A 12,165-nucleotide genomic window follows, 5' to 3' on the forward strand; every position below is an offset into this window, starting at 1 on the left:
GACTCAATTCATCCCGCTCTAATGACAAAACCCACCGCGCGGAGCTCTCAGCGTCGTCAAGTGTCACCGCTTGCTTCCCGAACTCAAGCGCCGACGTTAGAGACTGATCGGCATCCAAGACCCAACCGAAATTGTAGTCGAGAAAGCAATAGTGGGCGTAGTAGGCCGTGATCACCGCGTTCGTTGGGTCCAGTTCTATTGCTTCCTCAGCGAGGATTCGGGCTTTTTCGTTGCCAGCTTTGGTAAACTCGAGGTAGCTCGCTTTGGCTCGCAAATGAAGATCATAGGCCTTGAGGCCGGCGTGGCTAAGTCGTGCCGACCGCTCGCGCCCAGCCATATCTACTCGCCCGCCTACGGTGGCGGCGACCGCGTGAGCCAATTCGTCCTGGAGATCAAAAATGTCACGCACGTCGCGATCGTAGCGCTCTGCCCAAATGTGGGTGCCTGTTGCGGCCTCGATCAATTGGGCGGTAACTCGCAGTTTTTCGCCTGATCGTCGAATACTTCCCTCGACAAGGTATTGAACGCCGAGTTCGCGGGCGACCCGCTTCATGTCGGCTGCCTTGTCCCGGAACTGAAACGATGAGTTCCGTGCGATCACAAAAAGCGAGCGGAAACGGGAGAGTTCGGTGATGATGTCCTCGGTAACCCCATCGCCAAAATACTCCTGCTCGGGATCGCCACTCATGTTCGTAAATGGCAGAACGGCAATCGAAGGCTTTTGCGCGAGCTCTACCGGGGCGGCCGGACTGGCGGCGGGCGGCGCCACAGGCGCGACGACGCCGGCCTTGGTCCTGACTCCGACCTCGAGCGAATAGATCCGCATGGGCTCGGTGATGTTCTTTAGTTGGGTTTGGCCGAGATCGCTCACAAAAACGTCGAGCCTCGACCTGACCTGTCGATACGCATCCTCCGAAAGGCAGATGGCGCCGGGGGCAGCAATGGCCTCTAGGCGCGCCGCAATGTTGACGCCGTCGCCCATCAGGTCGCCGTCGCTCTCCTCTACGACGTCGCCGATATGGATGCCGATGCGGAACTCGATTCGACGATCGGGAGGCACGCCGGCATTGCGCTCGATCATTGCGTTCTGCACCTCGATGGCACAGCGCACGGCATCGACCACGCTGCGGAACTCGACGAGGGCTCCGTCCCCGGTGCGCTTAACCACCCGACCATGATGCACGGCGATCGTGGGATCGATCAGGTCGCTGCGTAGTGCCCGAAGCCGCGCCAGGATGCGATCCTCATCCGCGCCGGCGAGTCGGCTGTAGCCGACGACGTCGGCCGCCAGGATCGCAGCCAGCTTTCGGGACTCGCTCATGCCGAGCACCTTAGCCCGACCATTGTCGCCCGTCACGACATAGAGCAGTCAAGGCAAAGAAAATAGCCCGAGCCTTGGTCGAATGCACACGTCGGGTCAAACGCGGCTCTGGCCGAACGCCGACTTCAAGCCGTTTGCACGATCTCAAGGTCATGTCGGATAACGGGCGTCGGTTGTGCCTGGCGCGCCGTGGGCCGTGGATCGAGGTAGGTCTAATGGGACGGCAATAAGCAGAGTTTATGCAGACCCGTGCCAAGCGGTGTGGTGACGGCTTATCGTCCAACTTCGCGAACGCGACGAGGGCGAGCGAACTTCCTCTTAGGGTCGGAACAGGTATTTCGCATCGGTACCAGGGTTCTGATCAACTGGCGGATGATCCCAAGCCGAAGGCCGGAAATGCGCAACTCAAAATTGCTCCAGCGTCCTTTGCGCGTCCGAAAAACGCGTGGAGCTGTACTGAACGATTCAGGCTTTTGGATAGTTTGGGCCGTAGCCGTTCGGATAGTACCCGCCATCGCCGCCGCTGCCGATGAGGAAGGCGCTGCCGGTGCCATCCCGCAGCCTTTGGCTCCCATGATCGATCTGCGCCAGCATTTTATGATACTGCGTGGCCGGCATCGTTCCATCTCGCGCGGCCCTCTGCGCGGCCCGATCAAGTTGAGCGACCTGCGTGCGCAAGCCACGCGCTTCGTCCGGCTTGATCCTGTTCGCCTGCATGGCGGCTCGGATACCGGTATCCACGCTCTCTATCTGGTTGATCAAAGCTGTCTCACGCGGGCCGGCATAGGCGCCAGCAAACGCAACGGTGACGAGAAGTGTTGCGAGCGTTGCAGTCCTGAGGGTCTTGGGAGTGAAAGAGCGCATGTTGCGTCTCCCTTTACAGGGGAGGCGGCGATTGGGAGGGCCACCTTCCGGCCGTGGGCCGTGGGCCGTCGGTTCGGTCGGGTCGCGATGGACGCTTTCCACCGCCGGCGGTTCTCAGCCCCGTGACATAGCGAGATCCTCGGCAAAGAGTAATCAAAAAAAGGTAATCTTTTCAGGCCTTGCTGGCCCGCATTGCCGCCCTAAATGCGGCCGCCCTGGAGCCGGACGATCAGCGCTCGGTCAGTTTCAGCTCGATACGGCGGTTTTTGTTGCGCGCCTCTTCGGTGTCGGCGGGGTCGAGCGGCTGGAATTCGCCGAAGCCGGCAGCAACCAGGCGGTTGGCCGGCACGCCGTTCTCGATCAGGAACTTCACCACCGAGGTCGAGCGCGCCGTCGACAATTCCCAATTGTCGCGGTAGCGACCGGTGCCTGACAGCGGCTTGTCGTCGGTGTGGCCGTCGACGCGCAACACCCAGTTGATCTCCGGCGGGATCTCCTTCTGCAGGTCGATAATAGCGTCGGCGAGCTTCTTCATCTCGTCCTTGCCGGCGTCGTTGATCACTTCTGAGCCTGTCGGGAAAAGCACTTCGGACTGGAAGACGAAGCGGTCGCCGACGATGCGGATGTTCTCGCGGTCGGCGAGGATTTCGCGTAAGCGCCCGAAGAAGTCGGACCGGTAGCGGTTCAGTTCCTGCACGCGTTGCGCCAGCGCGACGTTCAGGCGGCGGCCGAGATCGGCGATCTTGGTGTTGGACTCGCGATCGCGCGTTTCGGACACGTTGAGCGCTTCTTCGAGCGCTCCGATCTGCCTGCGCAACGCCGAGATCTGCTGGTTGAGGATTTCAACCTGGCTCAGTGCCTGCTGGCTGATCTGGCGCTGGTTGTCGAGTTCGCCCGAAAGCGCCGTAGCCCGCTGGTTGGCCGCGTCGCCGGCGCCGGCGCCTTGCGCCAGCAATTGCTCGAGCCGGCTCTTTTCCGCTTCCGACGCCGACAGCGACGCCTGCAAATTGGCGAGCGAATCTTCCTTGTCCTGCGTCGTCGAGCGCTCCAGCGCCAGAAGCTGGGTCAATTCGTTGATCTGCGAATTGAGGCGGTTGAGCACCGTGTCCTTGCCGGAGATTTCGCGGCCGAGCAGGAACTGCGCCAGCACGAAGACGGTAAGCAGGAACATGATCGCCAGCAGCAACGTCGACAGCGCGTCGACGAAGCCCGGCCAGTAGTCGATACGGCGATCGGTACGCCGGCTCCTGGCGAGAGCCATGCTAATGGACTCCAGTCTTCTTCAGGGCGTCGGCGATCTTCTCCAGCGTGTTGCGCATCGCCTTCTGCTCGTCCGACTGGGCCTCGACCCAGTCGCGCATGATCTGCTGCTCGGAGCGCATGTTTTTGACCAGGCCCGAAATGCCGTCGGCAAGGTTGGCCATCGCCGTGGCGACACGCGGATTGGCGCCGCCGCCATTCTCCTGCATGCTGCGCAGTCTTTCCGACAGGACGCGGATCTCGTCGGAGGACTCGACCCTAGGCGGTTCGGCGACGACGATGTCGGAGGACAGGTCGGTGACCGAGGACAGCCAGTTTTCGAGCTCGGTGTAGAAGCGTGTCTGGGCGCGGCCAGCCTGCAGGTCGAGGAAGCCAAGCACCAGGGAACCGGACAGGCCGAACAGCGAGGACGAGAAGGCGGTGCCCATGCCGGCCAGCGGCGCGGAAAGCCCCTGCTTCAGCGATTCGAGCACGGCGGCGGCATCGCCGCTGCCGGGATCGAGCGACTCGATGGTTTCGCGGATCGAGCCGATCGTGCCTAGCAGGCCCCAGAAAGTGCCGAGCAGGCCAAGGAACACCAGCAGCCCGACAAGATAGCGCGAGGTGTCGCGGCTTTCGTCGAGGCGGGTGGCGATCGAATCGAGCATGGTGCGCATCGAGCTGGTCGAGAAGGCGATCGTCGACGAGCGGCCGATCATCGCCTTCATCGGTGCCAGCAGCACCGGCTCGGTGGTTTCGGAGCCGGCCCGAAAGGAGTTGACCCAGCGCACTTCGCGAAACAGCCGGCCGACCTGCACGAAGGCCAGCAGGATGCCGACCACAAGCACGCCGACGATCAGGCCGTTGAGACCGGGATTGGCGGCGAAGGCGCTCGAGATCTGACGGGTCAGGATGGCGGCGATGAAGGCGACGATCATCAGGAAGATGACCATGGTCAGGAGAAAGACCTGCGGGCTCGACAATTTGTGCGGATCGTACATCAGCACGTCGGAGCGTCTGCCCATGCCGAAGGATTTGAGAAAAGCCATCCGTGCCCCGTTTCCGATGCCGCCGCCGCCGCCAATTCACGTTTGACGGCGACTCTAAACGCAATTGTGACCAAATTGAATGGCGCTTGGCAATATTGCCAAGCGAACCATTGCGTTAGAGTCGGTTGATGACCAGGCAATCGACCATGGCGGCAAGATGCAGGCCGGCGCCGGTGACGACAAAGCCGTGCCACAGCGCATTGTGGAAGCGCAGGCCCTTCCAGGCGAAGAAGATGACGCCGCAGGAATAGACGATGCCGCCGGCGACGATCAGCGCGATCGATGTCGTCGGCAATGTCTGGACGAGCGGCTCGGCAAGAACGATGCCGCTCCAGCCGATGGCGAGATAGAAGACGATCGCCAGCCGGTCGAAGCGACCGGGAAGAAGCACTTTGATGGCGATGCCGATCGCTGCCGCGGCCCAGACCAGGACGATCATCGAGATGGCCAGCGGCGAGCCGTCGAGCTGGGCGAGGAATGGCGTGTAGGTCGCGGCGATCAGCAGGTAGATCGCGGCATGGTCGAAGCGCCGCAATATCCACTTGGCTGGCGACGACACCGGCCACAGATTATAGGCCAGCGACACCGACAGCACGGTGAGCAGCGAAATCACGTAGAAAGCGGCGGCGATATATTCGCCCGGACCGGTATGGAAGGCAGCCAGCGCCATCAGCGTCGAGCCAGCAGCAATGGCGAGCACGATGCCCACCGCATGGACGATGCCGTCGGCGATCATTTCGGCGCGCGAATAGTGCCAGCGTCCCATGAAGGGGATTTCGATCTGGGGGATCTCGATCTGGGATTTCGGGCCGATATGCGTCATGAATGATCCTGCATCCGTCTATTTGGGCGGATGCCGGACAGCATTTCAAGCTTTCGTTGCGGTTTTGCGACTGCGGCGGTTCAGCGCGCCAAGTCCGGGTTCATGCTTTTCCGGGATCATGGTCTAGCGCGGCGTCACCGGCTTCCTGACGGTCTTCAACAGCGCACGCTGGATGGTCTCGTTGCCGGCGACGATCGAGCCGCCATCCAGCATGTTCTGCCCGCCGGCGAAGTCGGAGATGAAGCCGCCCGCCTCGCGGATCAGCAGGATGCCGGCGGCGACGTCCCAGGCCGACAGGCCGGTTTCCCAGAACCCGTCCATGCGGCCGGCAGCGACGTAAGCGAGATCGAGCGAGGCGGAGCCGAGGCGGCGCACGCCCGAAACTTCGGCCATCACGTTGCGCAGCTCGATCAGGAAATTGCCATGCTGGCCGCGGCCGAGATGCGGCACGCCGCAGCCGATCACCGTGTCGATCAGCTTGGTGCGGCCGGCAACCCGCAGCCGGCGGTCGTTCATGAACGCGCCGCCACCGCGCTCGGCGGTGTAGAGTTCGTCCATCGCCGGATTGTAGACGACACCGGCGACGATCTGGCCCTGGCGCTCCAGCGCGATCGAGATGGCGAAGAGCGGAATGCCGTGCAGGAAATTAGTGGTGCCGTCGAGCGGGTCGACGATCCAGCGGTGCTGGCCGTCGTCGCCTTCGATCAGGCCGCGCTCCTCCATCAGGAAGGCGTAGCCCGGCCGCGCCTTCGACAGTTCGGTGAAAAGGATGTCTTCGGCCTTGCGGTCGGCCTGGCTGACATAGTCGGCCGGTCCCTTCATCGAGACCTGCAGGTTCTGCACTTCGCCGAAATCCCGCGACAGCGAGCGGCCGGCCTTCATAGCGGCCTGGACCATGACATTGAGGATCGCGGAACGCGCCATTGCTCTTCTTCCTGCCGCTGCGCCATTTGCCGTTGAGGCATGATCTTATCCCAAAAGTCTGCAACTTTTTGGATCATGCATGCCTTGAAGCATGACCTTATCCAAAAAGTCTGCAACTTTTTGGGATCATGCCTTAGTCGGCGCGGCGCACATAAGTGATTTCGTTGGTGTCGACGATGATACGCTCGCCCGAGCCGATGAACGGCGGCACCAGCACGCGAATGCCGTTTTCCAGCATCGCCGGCTTATAGGACGAGGCTGCGGTCTGGCCCTTCACCACCGGGTCGGCCTCGGTGATCGTCAGCGTCACCTGGTCGGGCAGCGAAATGCCGATCGGCCTTTCGTCATAGAGCTGCACCGTCACCATCATGCCGTCCTGCAGGAAGGCGGAGCGGTCGCCGACGAAATCCTTTTGCAATTCAAGCTGCTCGTAGCTTTCGGTGTCCATGAACACCAGCGCTTCGCCCTGTTCGTAGAGGAAGGAAAAGTCTTTTAGATCGAGTCGGATCTGCTCGACTGTCTCGGCCGAGCGGAAACGCTCATTGAGCTTGGTGCCGTTGATCAGGTTCTTCAGCTCGACCTGGTTGTAGGCGCCGCCCTTGCCGGGCTTGACGGTGTTGGTTCTGACAGCCACCCACAGGCCGCCATCATGCTCGATGACATTGCCGGGACGGATTTCGTTGCCATTGATCTTGGCCATGATGATGTGATCCGGAATGAGATTTTCGCGACGAAAGCGAATTGGCGCCTCCAAGACCACAAATCGCCAGGAGAGGCAAGGGAGTGGACAGGAGGGGAGTCACGGCGGAGCCATCCCCTCGTCAGCATGCGCTGCCCGATGTTCACTGTCCGCGACGCTTTACGGCAGGCGGTTGGCCTTCTGCAGCGCCTGCTTGGTCTGGTCGTCGGTCAGGCCCTGCAGAAAATCGTCCATCTGCGGATCGATCAGCCCGGCCCGGCGTGCGACGACGTACCAGGCGCCGGCAAGGATCGGATCCGGATCGGTGCCGATGCCGGCCATGTAAAGCTTGGCGAGGCGGTTCTGGGCGGCGACATTGCCGCCCTCGGCGGCCTGTTTCATCCAGCCGAAGCCGGACTTCAGGTCGCGGGCGCCACCGCGTCCTTCGATCATCCAGGCAGCGAGATCGATCTGCGCCGTATCGTAGTTCTGCCTTGCTGCCTGCGCCAGGAGGCCGCGCGCCTGGGCATCGTCGCGCAGCTTGCCGCCGACGCCATTGGCATAGACCTGCGCCAACGCATATTGCGCGTCGGCAAGGCCGGTCGCGGCGGCGCGCTGATAATAGGACACCGCCTTTGCGATGCCGGCATCGCCGGGGTCCTGCTGGACCAGCAGCTGCGCGAAATTGAACTGCGCCAGACGGTTGCCGGCCTCGGCGGCGGCCTGCATCAGCGCATAGGCGCCCTTTTCGTCCTTCTTGACGTAGCGGCCGTCGAGCAGCATCAGCGCATATTGGAATTGCGATTCCGGTATGCCCTGCTCGGCGGCAAGCGCGTACCACTTTGCCGCCTCCGCCGCGTCGACCGGCACGCCAAGGCCGCGCGACAATATCTCGGCGATCAATGTCTGCGCCGCCGGATCGCCGTTCTGGGCGCGAACCAAAGCGAGGTTGTAGGCCGTCTTGTAAAGGCCGCGCTGGAAGGCGCCATAGGCGGAATCCGACGGCTTGGCACCGAAGCGGTCGGGATTGATGGCGTCGGCCGACGGCAGCGGCGCCGTGGTGGCGGGCTGCGGCAGCGGCGTGGCGATCGGCTTATCCGTGTTTGCAGCGATGTCGGGCGTGGGTTGCGGCAATGGGACGGTTTCCGCAATGGCGGCCTGCGCCATGAGCGCCGCAAGCAAAGCACCGAAAAGGATTGTCGGTGCGGGCACGTCAGTCCTCGAAACGCGGCGCGGTTTCGTCGAGCAGCGCGTTGGCGCTGGCGACTGCCATCTTTGGGTCGACGCCCCCGGCAAAGACGGCGCTGGACAGCGCCACGAATTCGGCGCCGGTGGCAGCCACCGCTTCTACCGAAGCGATGTCGGACCCGGCCATGACGATGCAAGGGATCTGGATCACATCCGCCCACCATTGCCCCAGCGACAGGTTGCGTGGGTGCGGCTCCGGCTTGTTGTCGTAGCCGAAGCGGCCGAAGAAGATGTAGTCGGGCCTGAGCTCGCCGAGTTCCAGCGCATCGTCGCGGGTCTTGGCGCCGCCGGTGCCGACCATCATTTTTGCCTGAAAACGCTCGATCGTCTCGGCGAGTTCGGCCTTGCCGGCCTCGACATGGATGCCATCGGCCTGGACGCGGCCGGCGATGCGGGTGTCGCCGGCAATGATGACGGCGATGCCTGCCGCGTGCGCCGCCGGCACGATCTGTTCGGCGAAGGCCTGGAAGGAGGCTTCGTCCATGCCGTTCTCGGGCAGGATCAGCGAGGCGACGTCGCCGCCCTCGAACGCGGCGCTGATGCGCTCGGCCGGCACGCCGGGCGGTGCGATCAGCACGATGCGGCAGCGATTTGGAGGCGTTGCGTCGTTCATTGGTTTTTGACCCCGGTTTTCGCCTATGCCGGGCGAAGATGGTTGCATTGCGGCATAGAGCAAAGTGCCGGCCTTGAACAGGCGGGCGGCCAGGACCATTGGCGCATGATTGTCGCACGGCGCCGTTCTTGCCTCACTTGATTGCCTGGGTGCTCTCGGCTGGGGTCTTCGATTTCCACAGCGTCCAGCCAAGATTCATGCCGGCGGCGGCGACCAGGATGGCGGCGCCGCCGACCATCTGGGCCGGATGCAGCCGGTGGCCGAAGGCGACGACATCGACCAGGATCGCGACCACAGGGTAGATGAAGGACAGCGACCCCTGCAGATAGGTTGGCAGTTTCTGAATGGCGCCGTACATCAGGATGTACATCAGACCGGTATGGACGACGCCAAGCGTCGCCAGCATGCTCCAGCTCCACACGTCGGCGGGAAGGTGGGAAAGGTCGGCGAAGGGTGCCAGGATGACGACGCCGACGCAGACCTGGATCAGGGCGATCAGGTGCGGCGGCGTGCCTTTGAGCTTCTTGGTGACGATGGCGGCGACGGCCCAGAAGAAAGCCGCACCCAGCGCCATCGCGATGCCGATAAAATAATCCGTGCCGACATTACCAGTGTTGGGGCCTGCATCGGAGCCCGCATCAGGCGAGCCTTGCACGATCAGCAGCAAGCCGGCGAAGGCGATGCCAAGCCAGGCCAGCTTTGTCAGGGTCAGCCGCTCTGAGAAGAAGAGCGAGCCAAAGCCGACCAGCATGAAGGGCTGCGTGTTGTAAACAGCCGTGGCGATCGAGATCGAGGCGCGGGAGAACGAGCTGAACAGCAGCAACCAGTTGATGACGATGGCCGCGCCGCCGAGAGCGGCGATTACGATGATACGAAGCGACAGCCTGCCGCGCAGCAGCCCCAGGGCAGCGCAGATGATCAGCAGCGTTATCGCGCCGAAGGCGCAGCGCCAGAAGACCACGTCCATGATGGCCTCGCCCGACATGACGACGAACCATCCGATCGTGCCGAGGATCACCATTGCGGCCGTCATTTCGACCGTGCCACGCGCCGTGCTGTCCATGAATATTGCCTCTCGAAACGCTGATGGTTGATAATCCCATGCCACATCCGCGCTTTCCATAATTTGCGCCAGGTGATATGCCAGTCTTGCCTAATTAAATAAGGTGAAGACGGCCTTTTCATTGGGAATGTCAAATGCTGGACGATCTGGACCGACGCCTTCTCGAAATCCTGATCAAGGATTCGCGAACCTCATTGAAGGAACTGGCCCAGCAGGTAGGACTGTCGTCGCCGAGTGTCGCGGAACGCCTGCGTCGGCTGGAGGATCGTGGCGTTATCAGGGCCTTCACTGTCGAAATCGATCCACAAGCGCTCGGCTACACCTTGCAGGCGATCGTTCGCATCCGGCCCTTGCCGGGCAAGTTGCATATTGTCCAGAAGCTGATCGAGGAGATTCCGGAGTTTGGCGAATGCGACAAGGTGACGGGCGACGACTGCTTTGTTGCCCGGCTGTTCGTGCGCTCGATCGGCGACCTCGACAAGCTTCTCGACCGTATCGCCGACAAGGCCGAAACGAGCACAGCCATCATCAAGGCGCAGCCGATCCGCAGGCGCCCACCGCCGCTCTCCGCAACCGCCATCTCAAATCCGTGACAGGCCTCAGCACGAACGACGCACAGCGTCGTGTGCGCATTTGCAGTCGCGGCGCGAAGGTTTATCGGCTATTCCAGCGTCTACACGCTTTCCCTCCAACTGCTCCCCGCCGATGTCAGGCCTGCTTCTCGATCCGTGGTTCTATGCCGCCGCCATTCCAGCCGTCATTCTGGTCGGTCTGTCCAAGGGCGGCTTTGGCGGTGCGGTCGGTTTCGTCGGCGTGCCGCTGATGGCGCTGGCCATGCCGCCGGTGCAGGCAGCCGCCATCCTGCTGCCTATACTGTGCCTGATGGACATCGTCTCGGTGTGGACATGGTGGGGTGTCTACGACCGCAGGATGCTTGCGAGCATGATGCCGGGGGCGGTGATCGGCATCGGCCTCGGCTGGCTGACCGCGGCGGTGGTGACAGCGGAAATGGTGCGGCTGATCGTCGGCGCGGTGGCCATGATCTTCGTGCTTCGCTGGGTCTTTCTACAGATGCGGCACGGTGCGGGCCACTCGGCCGAGCCCAACCGCGCGGCTGCCGCATTCTGGGGGACGGTCGCCGGGTTCACCAGCTTCGTCGCCCATGTCGGTGGCCCGCCCTTTCAGGTCTATGCGCTGCCGATCCGGCTCGATCCGAAAGTGCTGTCGGGCACCGCCGCAATCTTCTTTGCCGCCACCAACGCATTGAAGCTCATTCCCTATTTTGCGCTGGGACAGTTCGACACCACCAACCTGACCGCGTCGGCGGTTTTGGTGCCGCTGGCGCCGCTTTCGACTATCGCCGGCGCCTGGCTGGTGCGGCGAATGCGGCCGGAACTGTTTTATCCATTCACCTACGCGACCGTGGCGGTCGTTGCGGTCAAGCTTCTGTGGGACGGGATCGCCGGCCTTCTATAGATCGCCGCCCAGGGCAGCTGCCGGTGGCCGAGCCGCCAGCAGCTCCACGTCAGACCTCATGCGGCACTCGGCACCAACTTGCGCGTCCCGCCGAGGGCGAGAGCAATTCCGGTGGTCACGACCAGCGCCATGCAGCCGAGGATGGTGGTATCGTTCAGCGTCGGCTTCAGCACCATGTCGGCGATGATCACCAGCATCACCGAATAGTCGATGCGTGCAGCGCTGAGGATGCGCTGGCCCTGGGCGAGGGCCGCCGGCGTGACGCCGTCCTTGGCGATCATCCCCGCCATGCGGTCGGCGGTCGGCTTGAAGATGAACATGCCGATGCAGAAGGTCGTCGCATAGCCGGCAAGGCCGATCAGGATCCACAGGTCGGAGAAGCCGACCCAAAACCAGCACATGATCAGGCCGAAGGCTAGCGTCAGCATCGACATCGGCGCGAAGAACCTGTTGCCCAGCTCGCCAGTGGCGCGCATGGCCTGCAGCATGCCCTCGATGTTTCCGGCGCGGTCGGCGCGCACCGCAAGCACCATCAGCGTGAAGCCGCCGCCGACCCAGAGGATCGCCGAGACGACGTGCAGAAATTTGACGATCGAGTACCAATCCATGGTTCCCTCCTTGGATGTTTGACGATTGCGAGCGGCGCATATTTGCTCCGTCTCGCTGCGAGGAGCGGGCGTTTAGCGCGTCGCCTGTTTCGGAACGATGTCGCGTGGGAGACGGCTTTGTTTCGACGTCCTATGAAACACGGCCGTAACGGCATCGTTCAACAATTGCGCCAGCGCGTCGTGCTGTTTCCTGCTATTCTGACAACGCCGGGGAGGGGTCGGGCGCCATGCGGCATCGTCCAGAAACATTGCCGATGC

General features: G+C 62.7%; 13 protein-coding genes. 2 read left to right on the forward strand and 11 right to left on the reverse strand.

Translation table 11 applies throughout. The features are described from left to right. From BQ8794_RS07875 to BQ8794_RS07920, 10 genes are all read right to left on the reverse strand, one after another. Positions 1 to 1,321: adenylate/guanylate cyclase domain-containing protein (locus tag BQ8794_RS07875; RefSeq protein ID WP_143744488.1), on the reverse strand; the 1,321-nt coding region annotated here is incomplete at its 3' end. 465 nt (positions 1,322 to 1,786) lie between these two features. Beyond that, a complete protein-coding gene (locus BQ8794_RS07880; RefSeq protein ID WP_342187767.1) occupies positions 1,787 to 2,083 on the reverse strand; it encodes a hypothetical protein in 297 nt (98 codons plus the stop codon). A 331-nt stretch (positions 2,084 to 2,414) separates the two neighbouring features. Beyond that, on the reverse strand, positions 2,415 to 3,446 hold the full coding sequence (locus BQ8794_RS07885) for a peptidoglycan -binding protein (protein WP_077375261.1): 1,032 nt from the start codon (positions 3,444 to 3,446) through the stop codon (positions 2,415 to 2,417). 1 nt (position 3,447) lies between these two features. Next, positions 3,448 to 4,473: a MotA/TolQ/ExbB proton channel family protein gene (locus BQ8794_RS07890; RefSeq protein WP_077375263.1), complete on the reverse strand. Its 1,026-nt coding sequence runs from the start codon at positions 4,471 to 4,473 to the stop codon at positions 3,448 to 3,450. Positions 4,474 to 4,588: 115 nt separating this feature from the next. Further along, positions 4,589 to 5,296 carry a PAQR family membrane homeostasis protein TrhA gene (gene trhA / locus BQ8794_RS07895; RefSeq protein WP_077375265.1) on the reverse strand — a complete coding sequence of 236 codons (708 nt, stop codon included), beginning with the start codon at positions 5,294 to 5,296 and terminating at the stop codon, positions 4,589 to 4,591. 123 nt (positions 5,297 to 5,419) lie between these two features. Then, positions 5,420 to 6,220 (reverse strand): inositol monophosphatase family protein, encoded by an 801-nt coding sequence (locus BQ8794_RS07900; protein ID WP_077375267.1) that lies wholly within the window; start codon positions 6,218 to 6,220, stop codon positions 5,420 to 5,422. Positions 6,221 to 6,353: 133 nt separating this feature from the next. Then, entirely contained in the window at positions 6,354 to 6,920 is a 567-nt protein-coding gene (gene efp, locus BQ8794_RS07905; RefSeq protein WP_077375419.1) for an elongation factor P, read from the reverse strand. 159 nt (positions 6,921 to 7,079) lie between these two features. Then, the gene (locus BQ8794_RS07910) at positions 7,080 to 8,066 is read right to left on the reverse strand and encodes a tetratricopeptide repeat protein (protein WP_143744490.1); all 987 of its coding nucleotides are present in this window, start codon (positions 8,064 to 8,066) and stop codon (positions 7,080 to 7,082) included. A 46-nt stretch (positions 8,067 to 8,112) separates the two neighbouring features. After that, entirely contained in the window at positions 8,113 to 8,760 is a 648-nt protein-coding gene (locus tag BQ8794_RS07915; protein ID WP_077375423.1) for a thiamine phosphate synthase, read from the reverse strand. Between the two features lie 133 nt (positions 8,761 to 8,893). Next, positions 8,894 to 9,823: a DMT family transporter gene (locus tag BQ8794_RS07920; protein ID WP_077375271.1), complete on the reverse strand. Its 930-nt coding sequence runs from the start codon at positions 9,821 to 9,823 to the stop codon at positions 8,894 to 8,896. A 134-nt stretch (positions 9,824 to 9,957) separates the two neighbouring features. Between BQ8794_RS07920 and BQ8794_RS07925 the strand changes: the two genes are divergently transcribed. Together BQ8794_RS07925 and BQ8794_RS07930 are read left to right on the forward strand one after the other, a co-directional pair. Further along, positions 9,958 to 10,416 carry an Lrp/AsnC family transcriptional regulator gene (locus BQ8794_RS07925; RefSeq protein WP_077375273.1) on the forward strand — a complete coding sequence of 153 codons (459 nt, stop codon included), beginning with the start codon at positions 9,958 to 9,960 and terminating at the stop codon, positions 10,414 to 10,416. Between the two features lie 112 nt (positions 10,417 to 10,528). Further along, entirely contained in the window at positions 10,529 to 11,299 is a 771-nt protein-coding gene (locus BQ8794_RS07930) for a sulfite exporter TauE/SafE family protein (protein ID WP_077375276.1), read from the forward strand. A gap of 56 nt (positions 11,300 to 11,355) precedes the next feature. Here the strand turns inward: BQ8794_RS07930 and BQ8794_RS07935 are convergent, their stop codons facing one another. Further along, on the reverse strand, positions 11,356 to 11,907 hold the full coding sequence (locus tag BQ8794_RS07935) for a DUF2269 family protein (protein ID WP_077375279.1): 552 nt from the start codon (positions 11,905 to 11,907) through the stop codon (positions 11,356 to 11,358). Positions 11,908 to 12,165 lie beyond the last annotated feature (258 nt).

Origin of the sequence: Mesorhizobium prunaredense (genome assembly GCF_900156895.1) — a bacterium.
Taxonomy (GTDB): domain Bacteria; phylum Pseudomonadota; class Alphaproteobacteria; order Rhizobiales; family Rhizobiaceae; genus Mesorhizobium; species Mesorhizobium prunaredense.